The organism is Haladaptatus caseinilyticus (assembly GCF_026248685.1).
Lineage (GTDB): Archaea > Halobacteriota > Halobacteria > Halobacteriales > Haladaptataceae > Haladaptatus > Haladaptatus caseinilyticus.
This window is the reverse complement of sequence record NZ_CP111040.1, coordinates 521,130-546,471: the sequence shown is the minus strand read 5'-3', so window position 1 is coordinate 546,471 and position 25,342 is coordinate 521,130. Positions and strand designations below refer to the sequence as shown.

At 50.5% G+C, this 25,342-nt stretch carries 28 protein-coding genes and 3 pseudogenes; 18 read left to right on the top strand and 13 right to left on the bottom strand.

Annotated elements, in window-relative coordinates:
• Positions 1–81 precede the first annotated feature (81 nt).
• The 7 genes and pseudogenes from OOF89_RS19740 to OOF89_RS19710 form a co-directional block, all read left to right on the top strand.
• Positions 82–1,176: a metal ABC transporter substrate-binding protein gene (locus OOF89_RS19740; RefSeq protein ID WP_266081272.1), complete on the top strand. Its 1,095-nt coding sequence runs from the start codon at positions 82–84 to the stop codon at positions 1,174–1,176.
• Entirely contained in the window at positions 1,173–1,961 is a 789-nt protein-coding gene (locus tag OOF89_RS19735) for a metal ABC transporter ATP-binding protein (RefSeq protein ID WP_266081270.1), read from the top strand. The genes OOF89_RS19740 and OOF89_RS19735 overlap by 4 nt, the downstream gene beginning before the upstream one ends.
• Complete coding sequence (locus OOF89_RS19730; RefSeq protein ID WP_266081268.1) at positions 1,958–2,968, top strand: metal ABC transporter permease; 1,011 nt, start codon at positions 1,958–1,960, stop codon at positions 2,966–2,968. The genes OOF89_RS19735 and OOF89_RS19730 overlap by 4 nt, the downstream gene beginning before the upstream one ends.
• Before the next feature lie 65 nt (positions 2,969–3,033).
• Positions 3,034–3,753 carry a metal-dependent transcriptional regulator gene (locus OOF89_RS19725; RefSeq protein WP_266081266.1) on the top strand — a complete coding sequence of 240 codons (720 nt, stop codon included), beginning with the start codon at positions 3,034–3,036 and terminating at the stop codon, positions 3,751–3,753.
• Between the two features lie 161 nt (positions 3,754–3,914).
• Positions 3,915–4,436: pseudogene (locus OOF89_RS19720) on the top strand (transposase); the annotation flags it as partial.
• A gap of 1,025 nt (positions 4,437–5,461) precedes the next feature.
• On the top strand, positions 5,462–5,896 hold the full coding sequence (locus OOF89_RS19715; protein ID WP_266081263.1) for a RidA family protein: 435 nt from the start codon (positions 5,462–5,464) through the stop codon (positions 5,894–5,896).
• Positions 5,897–5,955: 59 nt separating this feature from the next.
• Positions 5,956–6,165 (top strand): annotated as a pseudogene (locus OOF89_RS19710) (transposase); the annotation flags it as partial.
• Between the two features lie 821 nt (positions 6,166–6,986).
• Here OOF89_RS19710 and OOF89_RS19705 read toward each other — a convergent pair.
• Positions 6,987–7,379 (bottom strand): HalOD1 output domain-containing protein, encoded by a 393-nt coding sequence (locus OOF89_RS19705; RefSeq protein WP_266081262.1) that lies wholly within the window; start codon positions 7,377–7,379, stop codon positions 6,987–6,989.
• 803 nt (positions 7,380–8,182) lie between these two features.
• Here OOF89_RS19705 and OOF89_RS19700 point away from each other — a divergent pair.
• The 6 genes from OOF89_RS19700 to OOF89_RS24815 all read left to right on the top strand — a co-directional run bounded on the left by OOF89_RS19700 (position 8,183) and on the right by OOF89_RS24815 (position 12,858).
• Positions 8,183–8,431, top strand: a complete 249-nt coding sequence (locus tag OOF89_RS19700) for a hypothetical protein (RefSeq protein WP_266081259.1) — start codon at positions 8,183–8,185, stop codon at positions 8,429–8,431.
• A gap of 4 nt (positions 8,432–8,435) precedes the next feature.
• Positions 8,436–10,535: a type B DNA-directed DNA polymerase gene (locus OOF89_RS19695; RefSeq protein WP_266081257.1), complete on the top strand. Its 2,100-nt coding sequence runs from the start codon at positions 8,436–8,438 to the stop codon at positions 10,533–10,535.
• 308 nt (positions 10,536–10,843) lie between these two features.
• Complete coding sequence (locus OOF89_RS19690) at positions 10,844–11,185, top strand: DUF7344 domain-containing protein (RefSeq protein ID WP_266081256.1); 342 nt, start codon at positions 10,844–10,846, stop codon at positions 11,183–11,185.
• A 116-nt stretch (positions 11,186–11,301) separates the two neighbouring features.
• Positions 11,302–11,622, top strand: coding sequence for a HalOD1 output domain-containing protein (locus tag OOF89_RS19685; RefSeq protein ID WP_266081254.1), 321 nt, complete (start codon positions 11,302–11,304; stop codon positions 11,620–11,622).
• A gap of 149 nt (positions 11,623–11,771) precedes the next feature.
• A complete protein-coding gene (locus OOF89_RS19680) occupies positions 11,772–12,440 on the top strand; it encodes a helix-turn-helix domain-containing protein (protein ID WP_266081252.1) in 669 nt (222 codons plus the stop codon).
• A complete protein-coding gene (locus tag OOF89_RS24815; protein WP_456071292.1) occupies positions 12,415–12,858 on the top strand; it encodes a DUF7344 domain-containing protein in 444 nt (147 codons plus the stop codon). The genes OOF89_RS19680 and OOF89_RS24815 overlap by 26 nt, the downstream gene beginning before the upstream one ends.
• Before the next feature lie 333 nt (positions 12,859–13,191).
• Here the strand turns inward: OOF89_RS24815 and OOF89_RS19670 are convergent, their stop codons facing one another.
• From OOF89_RS19670 to OOF89_RS19655, 4 genes are all read right to left on the bottom strand, one after another.
• Complete coding sequence (locus tag OOF89_RS19670; RefSeq protein WP_328517198.1) at positions 13,192–14,016, bottom strand: alpha/beta fold hydrolase; 825 nt, start codon at positions 14,014–14,016, stop codon at positions 13,192–13,194.
• Positions 14,017–14,480: 464 nt separating this feature from the next.
• A complete protein-coding gene (locus OOF89_RS19665) occupies positions 14,481–14,879 on the bottom strand; it encodes a cupin domain-containing protein (protein WP_266081248.1) in 399 nt (132 codons plus the stop codon).
• A gap of 334 nt (positions 14,880–15,213) precedes the next feature.
• On the bottom strand, positions 15,214–15,768 hold the full coding sequence (locus OOF89_RS19660) for a dihydrofolate reductase family protein (RefSeq protein WP_266081246.1): 555 nt from the start codon (positions 15,766–15,768) through the stop codon (positions 15,214–15,216).
• Positions 15,769–15,934: 166 nt separating this feature from the next.
• Positions 15,935–16,216, bottom strand: coding sequence for a hypothetical protein (locus tag OOF89_RS19655; RefSeq protein WP_266081244.1), 282 nt, complete (start codon positions 16,214–16,216; stop codon positions 15,935–15,937).
• A 144-nt stretch (positions 16,217–16,360) separates the two neighbouring features.
• Here OOF89_RS19655 and OOF89_RS19650 point away from each other — a divergent pair, with 144 nt between their 5' ends.
• The 3 genes and pseudogenes from OOF89_RS19650 to OOF89_RS19640 form a co-directional block, all read left to right on the top strand.
• Positions 16,361–16,642: an AbrB/MazE/SpoVT family DNA-binding domain-containing protein gene (locus tag OOF89_RS19650; protein WP_266081242.1), complete on the top strand. Its 282-nt coding sequence runs from the start codon at positions 16,361–16,363 to the stop codon at positions 16,640–16,642.
• 3 nt (positions 16,643–16,645) lie between these two features.
• Complete coding sequence (locus tag OOF89_RS19645) at positions 16,646–17,050, top strand: PIN domain-containing protein (RefSeq protein WP_266081240.1); 405 nt, start codon at positions 16,646–16,648, stop codon at positions 17,048–17,050.
• Between the two features lie 57 nt (positions 17,051–17,107).
• A pseudogene (locus OOF89_RS19640) lies at positions 17,108–17,347 on the top strand (type B DNA-directed DNA polymerase); the annotation flags it as partial.
• Here OOF89_RS19640 and OOF89_RS19635 read toward each other — a convergent pair.
• From OOF89_RS19635 to OOF89_RS19625, 3 genes are all read right to left on the bottom strand, one after another.
• Positions 17,300–17,593 (bottom strand): hypothetical protein, encoded by a 294-nt coding sequence (locus tag OOF89_RS19635; RefSeq protein ID WP_266081841.1) that lies wholly within the window; start codon positions 17,591–17,593, stop codon positions 17,300–17,302. The pseudogene OOF89_RS19640 and the gene OOF89_RS19635 overlap by 48 nt on opposite strands.
• On the bottom strand, positions 17,590–18,246 hold the full coding sequence (locus OOF89_RS19630) for a nucleotidyltransferase domain-containing protein (RefSeq protein ID WP_266081238.1): 657 nt from the start codon (positions 18,244–18,246) through the stop codon (positions 17,590–17,592). Before OOF89_RS19630 ends, OOF89_RS19635 begins: the two co-directional genes overlap by 4 nt.
• Positions 18,247–18,337: 91 nt before the next feature.
• Entirely contained in the window at positions 18,338–18,973 is a 636-nt protein-coding gene (locus OOF89_RS19625) for a hypothetical protein (protein ID WP_266081236.1), read from the bottom strand.
• A 372-nt stretch (positions 18,974–19,345) separates the two neighbouring features.
• Between OOF89_RS19625 and OOF89_RS19620 the strand changes: the two genes are divergently transcribed.
• Together OOF89_RS19620 and OOF89_RS19615 are read left to right on the top strand one after the other, a co-directional pair.
• Positions 19,346–19,543 (top strand): hypothetical protein, encoded by a 198-nt coding sequence (locus OOF89_RS19620; protein WP_266081234.1) that lies wholly within the window; start codon positions 19,346–19,348, stop codon positions 19,541–19,543.
• A gap of 1,203 nt (positions 19,544–20,746) precedes the next feature.
• The gene (locus OOF89_RS19615) at positions 20,747–21,736 is read left to right on the top strand and encodes an MBL fold metallo-hydrolase (protein ID WP_266081232.1); all 990 of its coding nucleotides are present in this window, start codon (positions 20,747–20,749) and stop codon (positions 21,734–21,736) included.
• A gap of 53 nt (positions 21,737–21,789) precedes the next feature.
• On the opposite strand, the gene OOF89_RS19610 is transcribed toward OOF89_RS19615, so the two are convergent.
• The 5 genes from OOF89_RS19610 to OOF89_RS19590 form a co-directional block, all read right to left on the bottom strand.
• The gene (locus OOF89_RS19610) at positions 21,790–22,296 is read right to left on the bottom strand and encodes a gamma carbonic anhydrase family protein (RefSeq protein ID WP_266081230.1); all 507 of its coding nucleotides are present in this window, start codon (positions 22,294–22,296) and stop codon (positions 21,790–21,792) included.
• A gap of 132 nt (positions 22,297–22,428) precedes the next feature.
• A complete protein-coding gene (locus tag OOF89_RS19605; RefSeq protein WP_266081228.1) occupies positions 22,429–23,013 on the bottom strand; it encodes a GPR1/FUN34/YaaH family transporter in 585 nt (194 codons plus the stop codon).
• Positions 23,014–23,167: 154 nt separating this feature from the next.
• Complete coding sequence (locus tag OOF89_RS19600) at positions 23,168–23,953, bottom strand: enoyl-CoA hydratase/isomerase family protein (RefSeq protein WP_266081226.1); 786 nt, start codon at positions 23,951–23,953, stop codon at positions 23,168–23,170.
• Positions 23,954–24,005: 52 nt separating this feature from the next.
• Positions 24,006–24,215 carry a Clp protease/crotonase-like domain-containing protein gene (locus tag OOF89_RS19595; RefSeq protein WP_266081224.1) on the bottom strand — a complete coding sequence of 70 codons (210 nt, stop codon included), beginning with the start codon at positions 24,213–24,215 and terminating at the stop codon, positions 24,006–24,008.
• 162 nt (positions 24,216–24,377) lie between these two features.
• Positions 24,378–25,262: a 3-hydroxyacyl-CoA dehydrogenase family protein gene (locus OOF89_RS19590; RefSeq protein WP_266081833.1), complete on the bottom strand. Its 885-nt coding sequence runs from the start codon at positions 25,260–25,262 to the stop codon at positions 24,378–24,380.
• Between the last annotated feature and the right edge of the window lie 80 nt (positions 25,263–25,342).

The window sequence follows — 25,342 nt, the reverse complement described above, 5'->3', positions numbered from 1 at the left end:
CAAAAAGAGAATTAGACTAGTCTAAACTGTAGTTTTGATAGAAACTACTATATTATTTGCCCTATCAGTGGCTAGCCGACGATGGACGACACGAAGCAGTCGCAATCGCAGTACAGTTTCTCACGCAGAAGAGCCATTACTGCCGGTGCAGGACTTCTTGCAACTGGTCTCGCCGGATGTACGAGCAGTGGCGGTAGCAATGATACCACACCTAGGAGCGACTCTGGCAACGAGGGTGCATCTGGAGACGGCCCTGCCGTCGCAGTCGCGTCGTTTTTCAGTTTCTACGACTTTGCACGGAAGATCGTCGACGAGACGCCCATCCAAGTGAACAACCTCGTTCCAACCGGATTGCACGGTCACGGATGGGAGCCGAATGCGAGCGTCACGAAAGACATCATTGAAGCGGACGCGTTTCTCCACGTCGGTCCAGGATTCCAACCGTGGGCCGACCGCGCGATTCAGACGCTTAAAGACGACAATGTCGACACGCAGTTGATCAACGTCCGAAAGGGCGTCGAACTGGTCGATCTCGCGGCAACCCTGGATCCCGAAGAGGAAGGTGTCGGAGAGCAGCAAGGCAAGGATCCACACTTCTGGCTCGACCCCAACCGAGCGAAGGCATCGGTCGACAACATCGCCGATGGGCTCGCCAAACTCGCGCCCGATCAGGAAAGTGCGCTCCGGGACAACGCTGAGACGTACAAATCCGACGTCCTCGAACGGATCGATCAGGACTACCAGGCAATCTTCGACGCGGCTGACCGAAACGTGGTTCAACTGGCGGCGCACAACGCCTTCCAGTACATCGGCGTCAAGTACGACGCAGAGATGGTTCCACTTGTTACGAATCTCGCAGCCAGTGGTGACGTCAAGCCCTCGGACATCGCCGAGGCGAAAGAAGTCATCAAAGAAAATAACATCAAGTACATCGCCAATGGTGTCTTCGAGTCGCGTAAGCCCGCGAAGCAGCTGCTCAATGAAACACAGGTCGAGGGATACCTCCCTGTAACGCCGTACGCAGGCGTCCGGAAAGATTGGGTTCAGAACAACTGGGGGTACGAAGAGATCGCCTACAACATCAACATGCCCACGTTCGAGGTCGTGCTTGGCAACAAACAGCCGGAAAAGGCCGGACCCAACGGCTGGGCCAACGAGTGGATGAACTTCCAATGAGTACACTGAATATTACAACTTCCACGGATTCGAGGACGGCGAGCAGTGTCGAACCGGTCATCAGGCTATCCAATCTTGACTTTGGATACACGTCTACCCCGGTCGTTGAGGACATCTCACTTCGGATCGACCACGGTGAGTACGCTGCGGTCATAGGTCCGAACGGATCGGGGAAATCGACGCTGATGAAGTTGATGTTAGGGTTGCTCCGACCGGACAATGGAATCGCAAGGCTGTTTGGCGACCTTTCACACCAGTTTGACGATGGCTCTCGCATCGGTTACGTTGCCCAGCATGCCAGCGCTTCGAAGGAGATGCCGATCACCGTCCGGGAAGTCGTGAAGATGGGACGATTCCCGCATGTTGGCTTCGGACGCCTCTCCAGCGAGGACTGGAACATCGTAGACCGGGCGCTCGACACGGTCGGCATGACGGCGTTTGCCAATCGTCGTGTTACACAGTTGTCTGGCGGCCAGCGCCAGCGAGCGTTTATCGCACGAGCGCTCGCCAGCGAGGCCGACCTGCTCGTGCTTGACGAACCGACCGTCGGCGTTGACATGGAATCGGTCGAAGCGTTCTACGACCTCTTGGATTCGCTGAATAGCAACGGTATCACGATCCTGCTCATCGAACACGACCTGGGCGCGGTCACCGAACACGCCGAACGCGTCATCTGTCTCAACCGTGAGATATATTTCGACGGACCAGCCAGTGAGTTCGTCGAGAGTGACGCCTTGGCTCGCGCCTTTGGCACCACGGCGAACCTGTTGGGTGGTTCTCGATGACCCACCTACCCATTACTCCGCTTCAAGCGGGACCGTTGGATCCCGTTTTTGGGCCACTGTACTGGTTCTTGGAGCTCTGGTCGGGATTCATATCTTGGATCGCTGGTGTGACCGGGTTAGAACTGCTCCAGTATGGCTTCATGCACCGGGCGATTCTGGTGGGGCTCTGTATCGGTGTGATGGCTCCCCTGATCGGAACCTTCCTCGTTCACCGTCAGCTGGCGCTAATTGGTGACGCACTCGCGCACACTGGATTCGCTGGCGTCGCCGTGGGATTGTTCCTCAACGCCGTCATCGACCTCGGGGTCTCCCCATATCTGACGGCAGTCATCGTTGCGATGATCGCGGCCCTGTTCATCGAGCTCATTTCGGAGGCGACCGACGCCTACAACGACGTCTCGATGGCCATCGTGCTCTCATCGGGCTTCGCGTTGGGGACGACGCTGATTAGCATCAACGCGGGCGGACTTGCTGTCGGCGTGAATCAGTTCCTCTTCGGTAACCTGTCGACGGTCTCGAACGAGAGCGCGGCGATATTGCTGACGCTGTTCATGATCATCATCGGTGTGGTCGGACTTACACGCAATCAGTTACTGTATGTCACCTTCGACGAAACTGCCGCGGCGGTCTCGGGCCTCTCGGTGAGCTGGTACAATCGAATCATGGTGATGCTGACAGCGATGGTCGTGGTCGGCGCGATGCAGATCATGGGCGTCATCCTCGTCGCCGCTATGCTCGTCGTCCCCGTTGCGGGAGCGAGTCAGGTCGCTCGGAGTTTCAACGAGTCCCTACTCGTGTCGGTCGTGCTTGCCGAACTGGCCGTCATTCTCGGAATTGGAGCGTCGTACTACGGCGAGGCGACTGCTGGGGGCGTTATCGTCCTCGTCGCAGTTGCGATTTACGTTATCGCCGTCGTACTTGGAAAACTCCAGACTGCCTTCGGCGAGGACGCAACCCCTGAGATGGGGAGCATCGACATCGGCGAAACCGAATCGAGTGGGGACTGACGACTGCTCCCCGACCAGAAAGTGAAATAGTGCGAAGATTGACCATCCGATGATAAATAGACTAAATGAGTTCCGCCGATTCTGACCCCCCGGACACGCCCGAGTTGTCACCACCAGCCACGCCAAAGATGGAGGATTATCTCCGTCGTATCTACCGGCTTGAAAAGGAAGCCGACGGCCGAGTCTCCAACTCGGAGATTGCTGAGCGGCTTGACGTCACTCAAGCATCAGTGACGAGTATGCTCAGTACGCTCTCGAATCGGGGGCTGATCGACCGAGAACGGTATCGCCCCATTCGTCTTACGACCGAGGGTGAAGAACTCGCACTACAAGTGATCCGCAGACACCGCCTCGCGGAGACGATGCTCTCGGAGTTGTTCGAGTACACGATCAGTGAGGTCGACACCGAAGCCGATATCTTGGAACATCACCTCAGTCCCCGGTTTTGTCGAGCAATCGAACAGAAACTCGATATGCCGGAGATCGACCCGCACGGCGATCCGATACCTGACAGCAATCTTGACCTCCCCCAGTCAGAAGACGTTACCTCGCTGGTCGAGGTCAAAGAATCGGCGAGTGTAGTGGTGACACGGATCCTGACACAGAATGACGAGGTGCTGGAATATCTTGTTTCGATTGGGCTGGAACCGACTGAATGCCTTTACCTCGATGAAATCACGCCAATTGGAATGGTGGTCGTCACTATCGGAGAAGTCGGTGAACAGACGAGTCTCCCACAAAAACTCGCCTCACAGATACTGGTTACACCGTTGGATGATTCATAATCCGTAGCCGGTGATAGCATGGGAACGCTGGCACTGTTTAGGCAAAGAGCGAACAGTTCTCGGAGACGGATGTTATGACCACCCAAGAACCGCTCACCGTCACTTTGGAACCGATGCTTGAGTGCTGGGACGACGAGAGCACCGCGAGAACCCTGAGAGCGGATCGTGAGTTCGACAGCCAGCATGTGCTGGAGATGATCAGCCAGCGTGGGCTCACTTACGTCGTCCCAAAGCGGATGCAGACCAGCGAGAAAGCACAAGCGAAACGGCTCCTCCAGTGGGATCAAAACCGGTATGTAACCGACCGAAATCCCCATCTCGGCAGCGACGAGTGGCACAGTACGACACTAATCTATCGCCGGAAAGAGGATACCGAGTACACTGATCATCGCCAGTACTCGGTGTTCATGTCGAACGGTGGCGAGAGATATCTCAGCGAGTACGGGTATCACTGGGAGATCGAAAGTGGCTATCGGAGTATCAAGCGGTTCATGGCCGCCACTACGTCGAAGGATTTTGGACTCCGCTTCTTTTACTTTGCATTCGCCTGTCTTCTCTACTCGATCTGGCGGGCAATTGATCTACTCGTTCTAGTTGAGTTGATTGGTGAGTACGAGCACTCCCCGATTGTGACTGCGGACAATACGCTCACGCTGTTGAAGAAGGAGACTGGAATCGGGTAATCACTCTGTATTGAGCCAGAGATAATTGGGGTGATGAGCGGCAGCGCTGGCCTGATTTCTTTAAATATGCAATTCTAGTTGGGATACTAACTAGAACCGGTGTCTCGACCGGAGTTTGAAGCGGGTTGAGTCGTTGGTTCGGCTAAAATCGTGCATTCTGGCGGTGCTATAGCCCGTATAGTCGCAACTTCCAAAATCAGCAGAAGATGAGACTAGTGCGCTCAATGCATAGAGAAGGAGCTATTATCGCTTATCAATTTCAATAATATTTGCTGGCGGAGTTGAGAAGTACTCTAGAATCGACAGCCAGCTCATTAGTGGTCGAAACGAGACAGATTTTATCCCGAGAAAGTGCCTGTTCTTCTGAATGCATATATTACCGCTAGGGCGGCCAGTAACGAAGTTGCTAACGCGACGATATTCGCGGTGAATGCCCCAATAAAGTGTGAGAGAGTAAAATAAAGTACTGCAGGGAGACCCATCACAGCCAATAGGACAGCAGCTCCTATCGTGATCGTCTGATCTACACGCTTCTCTGCCGAATTATTCATATTCACAATAAGACCATGCGATAAATGAATATTATGTATGGGTGACGAGTTTACATTTGGCCTCCAGTAAAAACAAGAATCATATCCGATTGATTCCCGTGCATACAGAAACATGACTGGCTGTCTGGAGTAATCTACAATGCTCTTGCCGGTATAGTCTCATCTTCCACTTGGCGCCAGAAGTTGAGATGGCTGGTCTCAATGCAAACGGGCAGGGCGACTCCGAGGTTTCGTTCGAGGTGCTTGCTACTGAATCAGCTACTCGGTAACTGGGGCTATGTATTGTCAGAGTACCTTGTACGCCCAAGGGAGAATTCACAGCGTTGTGCAGCATATAATGGATCCACTCAGCATGGAGGCTGTTCTGCTCTGTGAGATGGAAGCGTGAGAGTCTTCCCTGCTAATGTCTGTGGGGTATCTTTTTCTATCGTCACCGCGTGAAATCGATATGAAAAAACCATCCTCGCGCCTGAGTTGAGCGATCTCGAACACGGATCGGCCGAGACCACCGCGTCATCACTTGCGGTTATCACCCATCACGATGACCACCGTCATGTCGAATTCTCGGGCCTCGCTTGGCCTGAGGACGATACTGCGCCCAAGCAGGTTCGCACACTACTCGAGTTCCTAAAGGTACTTCTTGTGGATCATTTGGATGGGTCGATGGACGACGTGACCGTCACCCGTTTTTACATTCGGGAGTCGGTTCTTACCGCAGAAACAAGAGCACGAATCCATGAGGTACGTCATGAATTCTTTTCGCTTCCTCATTTCCCCGCAAGTACGATGGTCGGCGTCGCGGACCTAATTGACGATGGGATGCTTGTTGAACTCGAAGTGGAAGCACGTCTCCCTGATGGTGAGTGGGAGGTGGAGACGATGACTCTCGATTTACCAAGTGATGAGTGATTCAGATTAACACCATATCTGTGATATAATGGATAGTAGTGCTCTCCCCGTTAATATGATATAGATCAATCAAACGGTTCATGACTGCGACAACGTCGAAAAACTTCGTGCTGCGATTCTTCTACCTCGTGTTTGCCTGTTTGCTGTATTCGATTTAGCGTGCTGTTGATCTATTGGTGCAGATCGACGTGACCGGTGAGTACGAACAATCACCGATTGTGACGGCAAACACAGTGCTCACACTACTGAAACGGACTGGAATTGGCTAGAAACCCTGTTTCAAGGTAATGAACGCTGGATGAGCAGCGGCAGCTCTGGTTTAAATCGTCGTTAATTCGCCAAATGGTTAGATGATTGATTGGAGTCGGCTTCTGTGGTTCAGTTTGAGACGCTGGCAAAGGGGGATTACCTCAAATCGTACATTCTGGACCCTCTATACCTACTGTAGTCTCAACTTCCGAAAATCAGAATTTGATATAGCATTATATAATTCATACTTTCTAATTTCTGCGCGTATTGGCGTCTATCGCGTGTTTTCGATAGATCGGTTCTTTTGGGATCTACTTCCGCTTAGTTTAGTAATGGGAAGTGGAAATGACCAGGTCGACACCCTCTGCGAAGCACAAAACCCGTACCGCCAGTACAGGAGGGTTTTCCGCTGAAATCTGGGGGGATACGATTCTCGAAAGAGAGTCTCAGAAAATATCGGAGCCATACAGTGAATGGCTCTGACTACGGATCGGGCCTCTTGATCGGGTTACAAGACAACGAAGCAAATACTGGAACTCAGCAGAGGGTGTTTGAGACACGTGTTGAACACTACTTATACAAGAAGCGCTTGAGGCGCTTGCGAGAACAACTCTACTAAGTGGTAGATCTACTTACGAGTAAGCTATGCTGTTCTGGCTGAGAAAAAGATCTCGAGCGGCCTGCTGCGGAAGATATTATCGAACGGCTGTACAATAAGGAGCCAGCTCTACGAAGTTGAGGGTAAAACGCCGACTCATTGATTACGGCTCTGAATGGCTAGGTCGATTTCATCTGTGAACGCGGGTAAGGGTAATCGAGTAGCTTGTATCGCTTCCCTCGATCAACTAGCCGGGAATGAGTTTTCACCAGTATCGCGTTGTGCTCTGAGCGGTTCGTAGATAAGAACGGTATGGTTACTTCGGATAGTAACGAGATAGTCCTCAACCGTGAATCGAACTTCGACATCACTCTTTTTTGATGCGCTTGCTGCGATGATATCTTCGAGTGCATCTGGATTCACATATTCGTACAGCGAGAGCGTGGTCTGACCGTCTGCTGGCTCGATCACGTCAATGAGTGTGTCGACGACACTAGTAACAAGCTCCGACGTCGATGATTCGAGGTCGATCGTCTCGAAGGCGACCAGTGTATATTGGGGTTGACTCAGTCCAGAGTGCTCTGTGGTGGTGCCGAACCAGCTGGTCGTTTTGGTTCTCATTGATTTGCTGTTCATACTTTCTACTAGCTCTCCAGAACCTTGAGTAACGCCCGCTTACCCCAGAATTCACTGGATTGAAAGAAAGCGACACTAGAAATCGTGTGTGGTGGTTGCTGTCTAGTTATTTGAACAATTTATATAATAAAATCAATCTATGTCTGACAAACTTATTTTATCTCTTGGCCCATTGGTGGAGATACGCTCTCACACAGGCCAGCACCACGACACCGTCTGGCGCCATCACCCAATTGTGTGGTGGTGCGTGGTTGTGAGGGCTAGTTCTCCCTTTCCCCCGCTGTCTCTTTCGATACGTGAGCACATCTGTTGGTCAGTGAACCCGTATTGAGAACTGGAGTTTCGGAAACCTGAATCGGAAACGAACGGAATAGGTCGAATTTCGTGGCTATTAGCTGGTCTCTCGGATCGTGACTGACGATAGCAGATTAGGGTACATTCCGTCAATTGAGGAGGTACCGAACCATCTGCAATCATCTTTCGTACGATCCTGAAGTAGCGTGATATTCACCACCAGCTCATCCACCAATACATTCGACAACATTACGCCCGCATCGATATTTTACGAACAGAATATGAAATTCACCCCGCCAAATTCCAGGGATATCTCGAGTTTCCAGTGGGTTCTTATTGCTGTATTCGACCGGCAGACAATAGCGAGTGAGCAGAGTGTTTTCTTTCTCCAATATGGTGACCAGCACGACCGACACCCACACCGATTACTATCGAACTTTCTGGTATTGGAACATTCGGAAGCGACCCTGGCTTGCCTAAGGGTATGTCGGTGGTTATGTCTACTTGTAATGAGCTACACCAACCACATCAAGGCAGGATGGGACGAGTATCGCCGGTCACTTCGACCAACTGATCGAGTAGTCCTCGATCGACTCTTGGAGTACGCACAGCTGCATACCGACCCCAGCACGGTCCACAAACCTCTGTTTGTCGAGACGCCGACCCTCATCTCGATCTTGATCGAACAACAGACCCAAATCGACGACTTGGTGGATCGACTCGATCACTTAGAGGACGATTTGAACGATCAGGGATGAGGCGATGGTGTACAAAATCGATTACGTCAACGACGACGTGCTCAAATGGTCGCTAACCGAGACGGGGGTGACCTGCGAGGTCGATGACTCGTATACGCCGACGATCTACGTCTCTGTGCATAACGATGGTGAGTTTTCCATGGCACGTGCTGCACTCCGTGATCATCCCGCTGTTGCTCGGGTTGCTATCGTCGAAGAACGCGTGAGCTTCCGGCACGACCCCGAGCAAGTACTCCAAGTGGCTGTAGTCGACCTCAAGGCGGTGAATTCGGTGGCACGAATGGTAAGTAAGTGGGGCTCGCCCGGTGAGTATCGCTGCTACAACGTCGACTTCTCGCGGGAGTTCCGCTACTGTCTCGAAGAGGAAATTGACCCACTGCCGACCCACGAACTCTCGGAGATGCAGATTGCTGTTTCGGAGACAGAACTCGCGAGTGAGCGGGTTACTGAACTCACAATTGACGATGAGACGGTGACTGGGAGTGGGGAGGACGTGCTAACGACGCTTTCGACTCGTGTTGAGTCGGTTGACCCGGACGTTCTTTTCTTGAATACCAGCGATCTCATTCCGGTTCTCTTCCAGCAGGCTGATCGACTCGACATGGAATTCCAGCTTGGACGACGGCCCGGATGGCAGCAGTTGGCAGGTGAATCGACCTACGAAAGCTACGGACAGGTCGGGCACTCACCAGCACGGTACAATCTTCCTGGACGAGTTATCATCGACGGCTCGAACACGTTCATGTGGAATCAGACCAACCTCGATGGCTGTCTATATCTCGTCGAACAGTCGGGAAAACCACTGCAGGAGTTGGCGTGGTCGTCGATTGGGAACATCTTGACCGGAATTCAAATTCAGGAAGCATGTAGGCGAGATGTGCTCGTGCCCTGGCGATCGTGGCGTCACGAGAAGTTCAAAACGATGCGCCAGCTGCACGACGCCGACCGTGGTGGGTTCACCTTTGCACCGGATGTCGGCATGCACGAGAACGTTCATGAACTCGATTTCTCGTCGTTGTATCCGAATATCATCGTCACGCGGAACGTGAGTCCGGAAAAGATTCGGTGTGAGTGCCATGCTGGTCGAGGGGACGTGCCGGGCATCGGGTATTCAATTTGTAACGAGCGGGGCTATCTTCCGGATGTGCTTGAGCCGCTGATTGAAGACAGGGATGCAATCAAAGCTGAGATTCGAGAGACTGAGGACGAAGAGCGTCGTGATGAATTGGAAGGCCAATCCAGTGCGATCAAGTGGATTCTGGTGTCTTGTTTCGGCTATCAGGGCTTTTCAAATGCGAAGTTCGGGCGGATCGAGTGCCACGAAGCGATTAACGCGTTTGCTCGGGAGATCCTGTTAGAGACAAAAGCGGTACTCGAGGAGCATGGATGGCGGATTGTGCATGGTATCGTCGATAGCGTGTGGGTGACGCCGATTGAAGGCGAGGAACAGACGTCACTTTCGGAGCTTGTCTCGGAGATTTCCGAGGAGGTAGAGATTCGGCTTGAGCATGAAGCCCACTACGACTGGATATCGTTTGTGCCGTTACGTGATTCGGATGCCGGTGCGTTGACGAAGTACTTCGGGAAAGTCGCTGCTGAAGACGAGTACAAATATCGGGGCATTGAGTGTCGTCAAAGGAGTACGCCGTCGTACATCGACGATGCGCAGAAAGCGTTGATTCAGGCAGTGGATGAATATCGTGATCCGGAAATGGTTTGTGAGGAACTGCGGTCGTGGGTCGATCGCCTTGAGCGTGGAGCGGTTGATCCGAATGAGTTGGTGATCACGAATCGCGTTTCGAAGAAGAAGGAGGATTATACGCAATCAACGCGGAGTGTAGCAGCGCTGGAGCGGGCGTCTGATTTGGGGTTGGCGCGTGCGCCTGGTCAGAGTGTGTCGTATGTGGTGGTTGATGATGCGAAGAAATTGCGGGAGCGGGTAATGTTGGCAAATGAAGAGGTGGACGAGTATGATGTCGGGTTTTATCAAGAGTTGTTGGTTCGGGCAGCAGCGAGTGTATTGTCACCGCTTGGGTGGCGCGAATCGGATATCGAGCAGGAGTTAGGGCAGTATACCGAGTCTAGCTTGGCGTCGTTTGGATGATTAGAGGAATGTCTCCATTCAGTAACTCAGGGTCCATCGAAAGTAAGGAAGACCTCAGCTAATAAGACAGATGGCACCCCGATTTCTTGCAGCACAGAGTGATGTGGTGAAATTAATCGGTTAAATGATCTCCTTCACATTATTGCTTACAAATAAGTATTTATATATTATTAGCCAAAAGATTAAAATGCTAGCTAACATTCCTATGAAAAAACACCACTCGGCGGATATCGACCCATGCTCCAAAAATATCAAAAAGAAAACTTATGGCTACAGATGTTCGTCAGTATTTTACTGAGCAACAGACAATGACACGTGATACCACCGATCCAGCGGAACTATCGCTCGACGCACTGTTTGAAATCCTCGCCAACCAACAGCGCCGCTATACTCTCTGCCTCCTCTCGGAGATGGACGGGGTCTCAACTGCAGTCTCAGTACTCGTTGATGTGCTCATCGACGATCTTGAGATATCTCGTGATCGTCTTCGGATGAATCTGCGCCACCGTCATTTGCCGAAGATGGCTAATTACGGTCTAATCAAATATAATTGGCAGGAAGGAACCATTCGCTATCAGAGCAATGATCGGCTTGAGGCACTGCTAGAAGTTAGCGAACGAAGGAGTAGGAGTAATCGCACGACGGAATGAGAGTCTAGTCTTCCCAGAGACGATGCTGTGCCCAAATGTTTAGAAAACCTCAATAATTCCTTATTCGTGGTTCCAGTTTATGGACTCGTTGAGAACAGTTGCCACAATAAGACCTTGTGACATCACCGTGGCTGTTCTTTTGTGAGGAACTCATAAAACCGGGCTCAATTGATATCGAGAATAGACCATCGCACAATAGTAGACCTCGCTCGGTAACTGAGCAAATTCTTCGAATGGTTGCAGAATCAGACGAACAATCCAGGGAGGAACTACAACCGTTATACGAGGCGATCGATCCAGACGCATTCACTGCATTCTTTGCACCGCGAGCAGATGGGTCGCCACATACTGGTGGCGAAGTTTCGTTTGAGTATGCAGGCTATTGGGTGACTGTGTCGAGTGAGGGCGCTGTTGAAATCGACGCTCCTGACCGATAGATACGACGACGAAGTGCCGTGTTCGCTGGTTTTCCAGGCTATGGCACATAACAGTTCGACCTTTCCGTCTACAGTTTCGAATCGGAATCCGCTAAACTCGGTTCCATACGAGCGATTAAGGAGTTGTGGAATGAATACCGGACGGATCGATGGCAACCATTATTGAACTCTCTCTTCCAGCGACGAATTTCCCGCTTGGTCGTCTCCTCACCGCAGGGACAGAAACCCACATCGAATTCGAGCGCATCGTCCCTGTTGGGACGAATGTCATCCCCTTATTTTGGGCATGGAATACGGATTTGGACGGATTTGAACAACGCGTCCGGGCTCATGAGCAGGTCCAAGAACTCGTGGCAATCGAGGAGGTGGATGATCGCCGTCTGTATCTCCTAAACTGGAATATTCCCGAAGACGGCTTCTTTGAAGGATTTACCGCCGCAGAGACAATCATTCGAAGTGCATATGGGTATAACTCCCACGCGTGGGAGTTCGAAATTCTCTTTCCCACTCAGGAGGATCTTACCACATTCCACAACCACTGTCGTGAGAACGATATCCAGTATACACTTGGCCAGCTGCACACGCTCACCGAAGCGGGTGACCATTTCCTTGACAGTGTGCTCACCGAAAAACAGCGGGATGCACTGGTACTCGCGCTTCAACGTGGGTATTTTCGGACGCCCAGGCAAATCACGCTCTCTGAGTTAGCTGCGGAGCTCGATATCAGTCAGCAGTCGCTCTCCGATCTCATCCGACGCGGGAACGAGGCGCTGCTCGAACACGCATTGCTTAATGCATCAGGGGACGATGCCATCTGAAGGAGGGGGTTCTGTTCATTATTGGTTAAAGATACCCCGTGTGAACAGCCCTACTGCTTGTGTATCTTACCCTGATACATCCAGCAATATGGTTTCAGAAAATCGTTCATTGCATACACTGGACGAAATTTGTCGGATACTCGCTCACCATCGCCGACGCCAGCTTCTCTGGTATCTAATGGCGGAAGACACTGATGTAGCGGATCTCAACGAGCTTGTTACATACCTCTCTGAGGAAAGTGATGAAGCCACGACGGCTGAACAAGTCCGGCTCTCACTCATCCATACCCATATTCCAAAGCTCGCTGATCATGGGGTTATCGAATACGATCGACGAAATGAGGACGTCCGCTATCGCAATGGCATGCTACTTGAAGATTTTCTCGAAGTTATCCCTATCAGTGATTGCTCAGCATAAATTTCGTCCGAATTTTTCCAGTGTGTGACCTCCATCTTGCTTCTCTCCGACCACAGACGCGATGGTCAGCATCGCCCCTCTCCTTCCCGCTAACTTCTAGCCGATAGCTGCCGATACAACTGCCGTACTTACGAGTAGCCGAACGGCGTCTGTCCCGAACTGTGTCAATTCGGGACGTCAACAACCGCGTTTGTGTGATTTTGTGTTAGATTCGTATCGCTCTCGGGCGTGTTTTCGTCCCGGCCACGCTAATCTCCGGCAACCCGTCTGTGGCCCGGACTATCGTCCGTAGTTTTGCTGTTCAATTCATCGGCCAATATACAAAGCGCGTATTCAGCAAACAGAGTCGACGAAATCGCTCAGGACTCGATTAAAACGCTTTGGCTCCTCAACGGTGATACAGTGGCCACTTTCTTCGAACAGTTCGAACCTGCTATCCGGGATGAGATTTGCGACGTGCTCCACGGAGGCGACGCTCCGCCACTTTTCATCCGCGCCAGCGCACACCAGCGTTGGGACATCAATATCGCTGAGATTGTACGGCGGTTTCCGTAGGACATCGGCAAATATCGCGCTCTTAATCGGTGGCGGGGTACGCGACGCCTCGTCGAACATCATCGTTTCGAGATCCCGCGACGGAGAATCTTTTACCAGTAATTGGTTTTCCCGCTCGATGAGATTTAGGTGGTCGGTTTGGATGTCGACGAACACGGTACTGAGTTCCTCTAGATTCATTCGTCCAAATTTGTCGTCCTGTTGCTGCAATGGGGATGGCTCGGCGTCAATGTTTACCAGCCCTCGAATCTGCTCGGTCCCAAACTGGTCGACATACTCCCAGGTCACGGCCGCGCCCATTGACCAGCCGACGAGCACAACATTATCAAAGTGACATCGATCGAGAAACTCGTGGACATCGCGGGCATATTGTCGTACCGTGTGGCCCTGCTCTGTTTTCTCCGATCGACCGTGCCCTCTGAAATCGAGGGCGACCGTCCGATACTGGTTCGAAAGTGCCGTCAGCTGTGGTTCGAAATACCTGAGTCCCGCCCACGCCCCATGGAGAAATATGATCGTTTGCCCATCTCCGTATTCCTCGTAATAGAGGGTCGCTCCATTACACTGGATAACTGCCATGACCTCGAAGTTCGCGTTGCGCATCGAAAATCGTTTGTGATGATTGCATTCTCTCTGGCCCACTATTCTGACTGGTGAATGGTGGGCGACGTTCGACGTCGAGCTTCCGATGGGCGATGATAGTATCAAGTGGCACGTTCGCTCCGACCGAACGGATGGTCTCGAGTTCTTTCGCGAAGCGCTCCAAGAGACGTTTCAGCAGTTCGAGAATGCACCGTCATTCCGGTGACGGATTTCCCGCTGTGAGTTGATTCTCTCGGAGAAAACACGTCACCGACGGTACCTCGATACAGGCGATTATCAAATCATTTCTCTAACGAGTATAAGGTTAAAGGAAGGAGCTGTTGCACGTCTGCATCTTCATAGAACCAAAATCAAACCTGTGTCGAAACTCTCGATCAGTGATGAGCTATTGGTATCGCTGAATACAAGGCATGGACCAGTCACCAACTAAGACATTCGATTGCGGAACTGTCCATTGGTATGTATTACTCGACGGGTGGGAGGTAGGTGTCGTAGCGTTCCATCACCTCAATGACGGGGGTCATATCCGACGGAGGCCACTCGTCTTTTTCGGCTCTTAGCTCCTGGAGTTCCTCGAAGTATCCTTCGAATCCACCGGGTGAGGCCAGGATCAGATACCTCGCCGGTTCGTTCGAAACTACGGTGAACGTGTGAACCTTCCGAGGTAGTATTAAGATGAATTCGCTTGGCCCCGCTTGCCGGTCTTCGCCATCGATTTCGAAATTGACCTCCCCCTCTAGAATGTAGATTCCCTCCGTCATCTCCTCGTGCCAGTGGGGTGCGGGGCCTTGGCCGGGGTCGGCCTCGTTCTCGATTAGACTCCACGCACCATTGGTATCGTCACTGGTGGCGAGCAGTGTCATTTGGACACCAGGCCTAGTAATCACTCTCGATTCGTTTGTCTGTGACCTTTTCGGTGCCATAAAATGAATACGTTGGCAAAGTGTATAGCCCTATCCGAACTACTATTCCGGAGTCGGTCTAGTTCTGTTGAATTTAGCCTCAATGTCCAGATCGTCGTTTGTGCCAGCAGCTCGTCAATTTGTTGAGTGGCTGCAAGATACAGAGCGCATATCTTGCACGGCCGATGGTCGCAGATTGTCCGTAGATAGCCCCGCGTAGTTTCTAGGTGAAGGTGATCCGGTCCGTTGAACTGACTGGTGGTCTATCCCACTGCCTGTTTAGAGGGCAATTTGGTTATCGGAGGCTGTAATCGACGAGGACGGAGCCGTCGTCGAAACGACGTGTCGTGTTGAGAGCGAGGTCGGCCCGCGTTGCGTCGGGGAGGGATCGGGTTCCCCCTCCGACGATCGTCGGGACCAAGCGCAGTATATACCGGTCGACCAGACCTGCGCGGATGGCCTCGGAAGCGAGACCGGGACCACCGATGGACAGGTCGCGGTCGGCTTGGTCTTTCATGGCCTGTACCACTTCGGGGTCGAACGTTTGCTCCAGACGGGTCCGTGGTTCCGGCACAGTGTCCAGGGTGGTTGAATAGACAACCTTGCTGGTATCCCGCCACGCCTGGGCGAACTCGCGTTCTACCTCGGAGAGGTCGTCGAGGTTAAAGGTGTCCCACACCCGCATCGTTTCATACATGCGACGGCCGATAAGGGAGGTACCGACCGATCGTTGGAAATCGTTGAAGAAGGCATGCGCGTCCTCAGATGGCTCTGTCCAGTCGAAGTCGCCGTTCTCGTCGGCGATGTAGCCGTCGAGTGATGTGTTGATAACGTAGATGAGGTTGGCCATGGTATCCTCTTGATCGTCACGACTATTCAATATAGACGACAGAAGGGCCGGGAACTGATTAACGGTATGTATCTACGTCGCGCACCTGCTCGAAGGCAGCCACGAGGCCGGATGGGACCGCGTTCGAGCGGGGGTTCGACGAACCCCCGTGATTACAACGCTCTAATTAGCGTCCTCCGTTTTGTTCCGCGTTTGCTTCGTGTGCTCGTATCCACCCGGCGAGGTCGGGATGGGCGAACGTGATTTCGATGTGATACCCACCGACGCCCATTGCATCGTCCACTGACAACGTTCGAGATTCCTTGTAGGTCACGCCAGGAACGCGCTCGGCCATCTCTTCCATGACCCGATAGCCATCGTTCTTGTACGCACACCCGTAGTGCGTCGCGACTTCGCGATATCCGAGTCGTGCGACCATCTCGTCGTTTGTCTTGGCGACGTTCTTCATGTTCAACGATGTTGAGATTTCTATCGTCGACTTGCTGGCTCTCCGTGCGCTTCTCGCGTCGACCTTGACTAGATATGTATATGGGTACTTGCCACTGGTGTGGGAACAGAGTTATACATGCCCACTTCTAGTCTAATAATGGGTATGTCCGAAATAGCTACTGATGAACGCGGTCGTATCACGATACCGAAAAAAACACGCGAACGATTTGGCGAGCATTATCGTCTCGTCGAATTAGAGAACGGGATCAAACTCATTCCGATTGATGACAATCCGCTCGAAGGCCTTCGAGACGCTGTCGGGGATGCGTTTGCTGACAAAGACGCCGCCGAGCTGAAAGAAGCGGCTCGAACGTCTGCGACTCAACAGATCAACGAGCGTCACCGTGATCGCAGCAAGGCAGAACACGAACAGAGTGAGGAATAGCTTGTGTACGTTGAGACCGATTTTCTCACCGCCTTAGTGAAAGACGACGACTGGCTCCAAGACTCGGCACTGGGGGCCCTCGAAGAGTACGATGACATCCACACCTCCATTCTTTCGTACGCCGAGGTTCTGGTCCTTTTCTATGACCACATTGAGGCAGAGTATGAGATCGATGCGCCGCGAGCTATTACGAACTTGCTCGAACTGGTTCCTATCGTCCCAGAAATTCACGAAGATGCGATTCTTGCAGCTGCAACGTATATCGACGAGTATCATATGACGCCATTCGATGCTCTCCACGCTGGTCTTGTCGCGACAAAGGGCGAGCAGGTACTCTCAACCGAACTAGATTACGATACTGTTGGTCTTGAACGGGTACCGCTTGCTCCGTCAGAAGTGGATGATTGATTCTACGGTCGGTTCTCGACTGACCGGTTGTTAGTACCTAATACTAACACAGACGATCTATTGGAGACGAAAGCAGTGCTCGAGGAGCATGGCTGGCGCGTTGTGCACGGCATCGTCGATAGCGTGTGGGTGACACCGATCGACGGGGAGGAACAGACATCGCTGTCTGCGCTTGTCTCTGAGATTTCTGAAGAGGTGGCAATTCGGCTTGAGCATGAAGCTCACTACGACTGGATATCGTTCGTCCCGTTACGTGATTCGGATGCTGGTGTATTGACGAAATACTTCGGTATCGTACCCACTTGCTTCGACATAGAATTGGATTGAGCGCTCGATTGCAACGAATGATGCTTCGATGATCACCGTGTAGTGGCCATTGCGATCGATAAGGAATTGGGCTGCATCGAGCAACCGACAGGCCTTCCGCAATTGGAGAATAGTTGGATCGGTCACGAATTCCAACCCTGTTTCTGGATTGTCAGGTGAGCGTTGGAACGCGTCTTCAGCATTAGCGAGTGCGTTCTCGATTTCTTTCGACGTCATTCATTCCCTCCGAAGATCCCTTGTTTGACGTCCTGGAGCATGTCTGTTGTGTAGAGTTCGACTCCTTCTTGGAAGATCGGTCGAAGATCTTCGCCTCGTCGGCGGGCACTGGCAGGTGATTCGACGAAGGTTTCGAATTCGTATCGCTGCCCGTTGATCGCCTGTGTTTCGAGATCCGATTTAATCTTCGAAATTGTTCGTCGTGTGGCTACGAGTTCGTTGTCGTCGTCTGTTAGCACGAACAGATCGATATCGCTGACGCGATCCGCCTCGCCGCGTGCAACGCTGCCAAAGCAAACAATGCCAGCGATTGATGAGAGTTCCTTGGTGACGCGGTCTCTGAATCGTTCGAGCGGTTGTCGGAAGGTAGTCTGGGGAATTTCCAGCAATGGGTCGTCGGCTTCCTGCAAATGATCATCGTTGATTTGGTAGAGGGTTTTTCGACCAGCGTTCCGGCGTGTGACCAACCCAAGTGCGGCAAGCAGTGTGAGTGCCTTCGAAACGCTTGGACCGCCGAATCCGGTGAGTGTTTGTAACTCACGATTCGAGAATTCTTGTGTCGGGTTTTGAGCCGTAATTTCGAGGATATCGTCCATCGCTTCATACCTGAATATCTGTTCGTCTGGCAATGGGAGGCGTAACTCTACACGCATACTGTTATGTGTGGCATAAACGTTTACGTCCCATATATTTGTTGTGCTTATGGCACCTAATCGCTCTGTAGGCAGGTCAGAGAGCAACCAGTCAGCACGTGCCACCTGCACCACCAGCCGCTCCGGCACCAGCACAGCTCGCTGCACTCGCACTTGCGCTCGCCGCTGCAGTCGTCCCGGCAACAATGATCGCTGCATTGTTCGTCTGGCTATAGTTCGTACACTCGCTCCATGCGACTGGTGCAATTTCATCGTCAATATCATCCGCAGCGAATACAGCGTCACGCAGATCTGCGAGCATAAAGCTAGCGTCAGTTGCATATCGGTCAACGAGTTCGTCTGTTAGGAGAACGCGCCGACACTCCTCTGCCTCGAAGAGCTTGTCGCCATCAAACGTGAATTGGATATCATAGTGACGGACGAAGATATCGTCGAAGGGGGCTTGCATCGCGAGTGCAGCTTCGCCGACGAGATCCCACACGAGATCTTGATCGGGATTCTCGACATCCTCTCCGAGAGAAAACCGAGCGATTGGCACGACGATTGGTTCTCCGTCAGGCCCTTCGTTGACAACCGCGACACCTGTCACACCACAATCTTCAACGGCATAGCCGTCATGTTCAACGGCTTCGTGGAGTGCTTCATCCGCTTTGTTCTGTCGCGATTCCAAATCGACTTGCTCGTCTGGAGTGTCACTGCCGAGGAGTCGTTCGAGGAGTGAAGGCATTGTACCGGAATCATTAGTGTGTAGTATCTTTGCTATTTGGGTGGTGGAACAGGTTATTGACGACTTGAATCGATGGCGCTTGGTTTTCCCGAGACGTCCATTCGAGAGTTCGTGCATCGCGTCCACCGTCTGTTTGATCTATACTCTGAAACTGACTATTATGCGATCTCGGTAATCTTTGAGTTTCCGTGAACGCCCACTCGTCACATCTGCTTGTTCGCTCTTCGTACCTCCCCCTTTCTTTGGACTTTTTCGAGGTACGAAAGGCGATATCACGGCCTTAAAATCGCATATAACAATGGAAAACATATCTCAACGGGTGAAATCGTGTTTGCAATTGATTTTTTATTGCTAGGTTGCTTATCATTTTATATGTCTGGTCCACTGCTCATCAAAAATTCAGTGGTTCTGGCAATCATCTTTTCAATTGGATTTAGCGTTTTGTTTGTTTTCGTGAATGGATTATTGTTTCACCCCCCTCAAGCAGAAGTTCTTCTAACGAGTATTGGTGCAGGGATTGCTGTTGGGGTTATGAACGAATTAGTTCAAAGAGATGAGCAGATCGCATAGATACTATTGTGAGTTTGGAGTTGGTCAAATTGTTTAAATGTTAGACAAACCTGATTAAATAACGCACCGTTTTTTGTAACTGTGTATGATTTTCATCTTCTCTCACCTTAGTACTAGTAGCTGTATTGGTTCCCTGATAAGACTAGAAGTTGTTGATCATCTCTGAATTCTTACTGACGAGCTTTTAGCTTCACTAGAAAATTCGCAGACCTCGCCCTTCTCTTGATTGTCAATATGTTGGAAATTCGTTTTCGATCCATTTAATGGCAATGCTTTGTGGTAAGCGAAAAACCAAACGGGTTAGCAGATGGGTTCATCGAACAAATATTATGTATTATTGAGAATTATTTCACAATATGACTACTGTTGTAAGCTCCGACGATTGGCCACTTTTCGTTCTGTGTTCTCCTTGCAACGGTGTTATTCTCCCTTAGACCTCTAGCATTCACCACCGTCGCTGTCGTCTCTATAGACCGGGAGTTAGGGTGGCGATGTACAAGACGTGCTCGACCGACTTTGGCCCTCGACAGGTGAGTTCCGGGTCGCAATGCTCACACATGATAGACAACGCCCGTGAGCGTGTGCCTTTCCGTGTGAATCTGAATCGAATCAGTACGTTCGAATAATATTGTTTAGAGCTCTTCAATGCGAACATGCGTAGTGAGTTAGCCCGAATATGCCAAACACTTATATAAATTATAAATAATATCGTGCCCTCTTTGCTGACTATAGTAATGGACATATACAACAATTCCGTCTATGAAATTCTTTAAATAAATAATTAATTCTAGAATTAATACTCCAGTATAATAATTTAAAATAAGAATAAATATTTTAATATATAAAATATTATAGTTCAATGAAAACTAAGTGGGTGATCATAATATTGGCAATTCATTATGGACAGCTAAAAAGCGATTTCATCTCGGCCAGTTTAGATAATCCGATCACTGGATTATTGTCTGGCTGATGATTTAGTGAAATATAGAAGATAGCTCCCTCACCAATATTGTATGAATTATACAATCATAGGGCAACAATGGTAGTGGTCTAATCTATATTCCCAACTGGCCTTCACATACTTGTCTACATATAAGTGCAAAATATTGCTTGCTTCTCAATGTAATATAACTAGACTGTTCCTGGCCTCCTATTTCTAATAATCCCCAGACTATTATTACGGAGTAAGGCATCTCACTAATCGTGAACATTGACGCAGTCCAATTGAGCAATACAGAGTTTGAGGGAAAGAACAATGCTTACCTATTGCGTGGTAGCGAAACCGCCCTTATTGATACAGGCGTCTCATTGCCTCGAACAGAGGAGGCACTTCGAAAGGGACTCGCCGATCACGGTGTAAAAGTGGCCGATCTCGACCACATTCTATTGACACACTTACATGAAGATCATATTGGCCTTGCGGGCTCTTTCCAACAAGAGAGCGGGGCAGTTGTCCATGCTCATCCTATTGATGCGCCACTCATATCACGAGAACCGGAGGCAGTTGACCAATTTCGCGAACAACAGCGTGCATTTTTCAATAGCTGGGGAATGCCAACGACCGCACAGCGCGAGTTGCTTGACTTCATGGACCACCATGATGAACTTCGTGGTGAACCACCTACTCCAATAACACACACTGATGGTGACATTATTACGCTCGGAGATCAGCAGCTTACTGTCGTCCATATGCCTGGACATACAGCTGGTCATATTGGATTTACGTTCGAAACCGATAATGGAACGGCACTGTTTGCTGGTGATTCACTTTTACCACATTATACGCCGAACGTTGGTGGAGCAGATGTGCGCGTTTCAGATCCGCTCGAATCATATCTTACAACACTTTACCGGATTCGAGATAGTGGTTACATACGTGCTTACCCGGGACATCGATACGTCATAGATGATCCCACAGCTCGTGCTCAGGAAATCATCAATCATCATTATGAGCGGAGTCAACGCATTATCGACATCTTATCTGAGAATTCTGCTATGGACGCATGGACAGTTAGTGCAGAGCTATTCGGGGATCTAGAAGGCATTCATATCCTTCATGGTCCGGGTGAGGCGTACGCTCATTTGAACCATCTTACTAATAACAACTTATTGACTGAAAAAGAAGGGACGTATACAACAAAACCAAATGCAGCAGCTCATCTTGACGATCTTTTCGATACTGCTGAATTATAGTCTATTGTAAATAGTTTGTATCTTACAAATAATTCGTATACGTTAAGCGTATTTCATTCATATCTTTCTGTGTCTTTATATTCCTGTCCAAGATCGACATAGTGTTGGTGGACCCGTGAGATCTCATTTCGCTGATCATCAGTCAGCGGTCGTGTTTGAGCGGGCGCTCCATATGCTAAATGCCCTTCTGGAACCGTTTGACCTTGTAGAACGACACTACCTGCTGCAACTAAACAATTCGACTCAATGGTTGCATCGGCGAGAACTGTACTTTGCATTCCAATGAGTGTATGATCTTCAACGGTTGCATAATCTACAACGGCATTATGCCCGATCGAGACTTGATCTCCAATCGACGCTCCATGAAGCATCGTAAACTCCTGTACGTTACATTCCTCGCCGACTATTGTCGGATTGCTTCGTTCACCGCCGCGCAAACATACAAACGGCCACAGGCTGGATCGTTCACCCACAGTTACATCACCAATCAGGTAAGCCATCTTTGAAACAAATGCAGATTCTGCTACGATTGGTTTCACACCAAAGATTGATTCTTGCATATGCTGAGTACCATTAGCCGAGTAATAAAGTTGTATCGGGAAAAGATTCGGCATTATTGTTCTTCGTGGGATAAATGCCTACTTCACGGTCTATATGTGACGTGCTCAGTGTTTGTTGGAACTATCGTTTGTTCACTCAAGATGCTGTGTCTCACCTATTTCTGCGGATGTTGTTTCGATATCTGATCCAATATCAATGGCAAAGATATCTTCTGCGGCAAGCAACCAGATGCAAATTGCCGCTAACCATGCAGACGTGCCGGCTGCAAGATTGAGTACTGAGCTCGTGATAATGAAGTTTACACCAGCGAATAACACGAGCAGAAACAAGAATACGAATGCACCTTGGATCTGCCATCCTAATTGATTTTTGAAGGCTGGATAGCCTAAGAGAATAATTGGAACGAGCAGAACCAGAAAATAGGTCGCCAATGCTTGTGATGTTACTAACCCCAAGACTTGACCGACCGTCTCGAGCATGAATAAGCCGAATAACCAGATGCCAAATGTCGTGACAACTGACCCGAGATAGGTTTTGCCCTGTGAAATTTCCCATAATCCACCGATACTTTCTCCAATTGCTGCAATGAAGATGGCGAATACTAATGCGCCTGCTGCTTCATGCGCGATGAGTAGCTCTGCCCCTAATACGGCAAGCGAATATCCGAATAGTAGTAGGGGAAAGATTCCAGGATTGACGGACTTACTTTGTGTCATGATTCAACACGACCCAATAATTGGTAATGGTATAGATATACCTTATGCTAACGGCTATATGTGCCTGTTATATTCTGATGGAGTCTGGTTTATCCTCGATTTTGGCAGCTATTACGCAACTGCTATTATTTAGTTGACCAAAAGGGAATCCCAGCTATTTTCCCGTAAATTTGGGATCTCGCTTCTCTCGAAACGCTTTGATTCCTTCTTCATGATCCTGGGTTTGCAAAAGCGTGCTCTGGGCAAGCGATTCGAGCAAGCTTGCTGTTTGTGGGTTCTGATTCGTATTCGAATCAATCACGCGCTTTGCTAAACCGAGGGCCTGTGGGGGTTGCTGAAGAAGGTCCCGTGCATAGTCCTCGGCTGCATCCATCGGATCATCTGCAATCCGTTCAACGACTCCTAACTCACAGGCACGTTCGCCATCAAACAATTTTCCGGTAAAGATGAAATCTTTTGCCTTACCAGGGCCAACTAATTGTACAAAGCGAGAACAGCCACCGAGTCCAGGGATCAGACCAATATTGTGTTCGGGAAATCCAAAGGTTGCATCGGGTGCTGTAATTCGCACATCACAGGCTAATGCAAGCTCGAGTCCCCCACCAACGCAAGTGCCATCGATGGCTGCAATAACTGGTTTTTCGAGTTGGGTAAGACCCTCAAATACGCGGCCAAGGATGCGAGAGTTTGTCCGAAATTCCTGTGTTGTCCAGTTTTGGGCTTCTTCGAAGAGTCCGATATCAGCACCCACAGAAAAGACATCTTCAGCGCCATGGAAGACGACGACTCGTACTCGCTCTTCGCGGAGTATCTCGAGGATGTCTGCGAGTTCATGACGAACATGTTGGCTGATAGTATTCACAGGCTCGTTGCATAACGCCACCGTTGCAATGCCATCGGATATCTCGACAGTAAGCGTTTCAAACTGCATAGTGCTCATACGAGGGTCAAACTATATGGTTTTATGGGAATGATCCTGACGAAAATCGCCCCTACCTCCTCTTCCACTGTGTATCAAATCCCTCGAAAAAGGCGTCGATACCCTTGTCTTTACCAACAGTGGTAAACAGTCGGATAAACAGTTCTACCTCATTATCAATACCCACATCGATTCCCATTCGCGAGGCCACACGAATACTTTCTTTAGCAACTTCCAGTGCAACAGGACTCTTTTCCGCGATCGACACGGCGAGACTGTTCACACAACGTTCGATATCTTCCTATGTACAAACTGTATCAACGAAGCCAATCTCAGCAGCCTCTTCGGTATCGATAAGACCACCCGACACGATAAACTTCATCGCTTGCCCCACACCAATGATTCGAGACAGCATCCGCAGCCAATATGGTAACTGTGTTGTTCGTCATTGGAAGTGCCATTCGTCGCTCATCGCGATACGGTCGCCATTTTTCCAAACGTAAAATCCCTCGCCGGACTTTTTCCCGGTCTTGCCAGCCCGCACCTTCCGTTTAAGCAATTGCGGTGGCTTAAACCGCTCTCCAAGTTCCTCCCGAAGATATTCGAGAATATCGAGGCGCACGTCCAACCCTACGACATCCGTCAGCTCAAGTGGTCCCATCGGATGATTGTATCCAAGTTCCATTGCAGTGTCGATATCTTGCGGTGATGCCACTCCTTCTTCGACCATTCGAATCGCCTCAACACCGAGAGCAACTCCAAGTCGGGATGAGGCGAATCCTGGCGAGTCTTGCACAGTGACCGGTGTTTTCTCGAGACTAGCAACATAGTCCGTTACGAACGTATGGGTCTTGTCGCTTGTTCGTTCGGCGATGATAACTTCGACAAGCGCCATGACGTGCACCGGATTGAAGAAGTGTAACCCGACGAACCGGCTAGACCGTTCGAGTGCGCTAGCCAGCTCAGTCACAGAAATCGATGAGGTGTTTGTCGCGAGTATTGCTTCCTCGTCGAGAAATCCCTCGGAATTTGACAATACGTTCTTTTTTAGAGAGAGGTCCTCTGGTACCGCCTCAATCACGAGATCGGCACCCTCGATTGCTGACTGCAGATCTGTTTTGCTGGCAATGCGGTCGAGCGTCGATCTCATTTCCTCTCTGGTTACTTTGTCCCGTTCGACACCCCCCTCTAGGTTTGCCCGGATGGCATCGATTCCCTCTGAGACTAACTCCTCGTCGAGATCCCGCAGGACTACTTCGTGCCCAGCCATTGCACTGACTTGTGCGATGCCATGACCCATTGTACCTGCGCCTAGTACTGTCATTCGCATATCGATGAACGGTACTGCCGCCAACTTAACCTTTGACATTACACTGCTTCACCTGGCAAGAACGGGCCAAAGCGAGACAC

Excerpts from the sequence above, each read along its gene's own strand:
- OOF89_RS19655 (WP_266081244.1), bottom strand. The coding sequence starts at position 16,216 with ATGAAGAACGTCGCCAAGACAAACGACGAGATGGTCGCACGACTCGGA.
- OOF89_RS19665 (WP_266081248.1), bottom strand. The coding sequence starts at position 14,879 with ATGACACTGCTCGCCACCAGTGACGATACCAATGGTGCGTGGAGTCTA.
- OOF89_RS19695 (WP_266081257.1), top strand. The coding sequence starts at position 8,436 with ATGGTGTACAAAATCGATTACGTCAACGACGACGTGCTCAAATGGTCG.
- OOF89_RS19650 (WP_266081242.1), top strand. The coding sequence starts at position 16,361 with ATGTCCGAAATAGCTACTGATGAACGCGGTCGTATCACGATACCGAAA.
- OOF89_RS19660 (WP_266081246.1), bottom strand. The coding sequence starts at position 15,768 with ATGGCCAACCTCATCTACGTTATCAACACATCACTCGACGGCTACATC.
- OOF89_RS19630 (WP_266081238.1), bottom strand. The coding sequence starts at position 18,246 with ATGCGTGTAGAGTTACGCCTCCCATTGCCAGACGAACAGATATTCAGG.
- OOF89_RS19605 (WP_266081228.1), bottom strand. The coding sequence starts at position 23,013 with ATGACACAAAGTAAGTCCGTCAATCCTGGAATCTTTCCCCTACTACTA.
- OOF89_RS19730 (WP_266081268.1), top strand. The coding sequence starts at position 1,958 with ATGACCCACCTACCCATTACTCCGCTTCAAGCGGGACCGTTGGATCCC.
- OOF89_RS19705 (WP_266081262.1), bottom strand. The coding sequence starts at position 7,379 with ATGAACAGCAAATCAATGAGAACCAAAACGACCAGCTGGTTCGGCACC.
- OOF89_RS19700 (WP_266081259.1), top strand. The coding sequence starts at position 8,183 with ATGAGCTACACCAACCACATCAAGGCAGGATGGGACGAGTATCGCCGG.
- OOF89_RS19670 (WP_328517198.1), bottom strand. The coding sequence starts at position 14,016 with ATGCGCAACGCGAACTTCGAGGTCATGGCAGTTATCCAGTGTAATGGA.
- OOF89_RS19725 (WP_266081266.1), top strand. The coding sequence starts at position 3,034 with ATGAGTTCCGCCGATTCTGACCCCCCGGACACGCCCGAGTTGTCACCA.
- OOF89_RS19740 (WP_266081272.1), top strand. The coding sequence starts at position 82 with ATGGACGACACGAAGCAGTCGCAATCGCAGTACAGTTTCTCACGCAGA.
- OOF89_RS24815 (WP_456071292.1), top strand. The coding sequence starts at position 12,415 with ATGCATCAGGGGACGATGCCATCTGAAGGAGGGGGTTCTGTTCATTAT.
- OOF89_RS19620 (WP_266081234.1), top strand. The coding sequence starts at position 19,346 with ATGTCTGGTCCACTGCTCATCAAAAATTCAGTGGTTCTGGCAATCATC.
- OOF89_RS19680 (WP_266081252.1), top strand. The coding sequence starts at position 11,772 with ATGGCAACCATTATTGAACTCTCTCTTCCAGCGACGAATTTCCCGCTT.
- OOF89_RS19625 (WP_266081236.1), bottom strand. The coding sequence starts at position 18,973 with ATGCCTTCACTCCTCGAACGACTCCTCGGCAGTGACACTCCAGACGAG.
- OOF89_RS19690 (WP_266081256.1), top strand. The coding sequence starts at position 10,844 with ATGACACGTGATACCACCGATCCAGCGGAACTATCGCTCGACGCACTG.
- OOF89_RS19590 (WP_266081833.1), bottom strand. The coding sequence starts at position 25,262 with ATGCGAATGACAGTACTAGGCGCAGGTACAATGGGTCATGGCATCGCA.
- OOF89_RS19600 (WP_266081226.1), bottom strand. The coding sequence starts at position 23,953 with ATGAGCACTATGCAGTTTGAAACGCTTACTGTCGAGATATCCGATGGC.
- OOF89_RS19635 (WP_266081841.1), bottom strand. The coding sequence starts at position 17,593 with ATGACGTCGAAAGAAATCGAGAACGCACTCGCTAATGCTGAAGACGCG.
- OOF89_RS19610 (WP_266081230.1), bottom strand. The coding sequence starts at position 22,296 with ATGCAAGAATCAATCTTTGGTGTGAAACCAATCGTAGCAGAATCTGCA.
- OOF89_RS19735 (WP_266081270.1), top strand. The coding sequence starts at position 1,173 with ATGAGTACACTGAATATTACAACTTCCACGGATTCGAGGACGGCGAGC.